This is a genomic window from Desulfocicer niacini (genome assembly GCF_054657595.1).
In genome coordinates this window covers 1-222 of sequence record NZ_BAAHYK010000243.1, presented here as the reverse complement: position 1 = coordinate 222, position 222 = coordinate 1, and the positions used below count along the sequence as shown (strand labels likewise).

The following is a 222-nucleotide window of genomic DNA, read 5'->3' as shown; positions in this document are numbered from 1 at the left end:
CTTTTTTAATGTCTTAACGTCAGAGATGTTGCCAGCCAGTTTCCGATAATAGAAGGGAAGACGGGATTGCTGACCAAACAACAGGGCCAGATTGATCTGTGGCAGATGCTCATGGTCTTTGTTTCTCCCATAACGGACCTGCCGGAGACATTGTGAGTAACTGGATATTGATGTACTGTCGTATGCAAGAAATTCTTTCTCAATCCTGCGTTTTCCCTGAAG

At 44.6% G+C, this 222-nt stretch carries 1 pseudogene; it reads right to left on the bottom strand.

The features are described 5' to 3' along the window. Positions 1-222, bottom strand: a pseudogene (locus ACYQ2M_RS25585) (IS1634 family transposase); the annotation flags it as partial.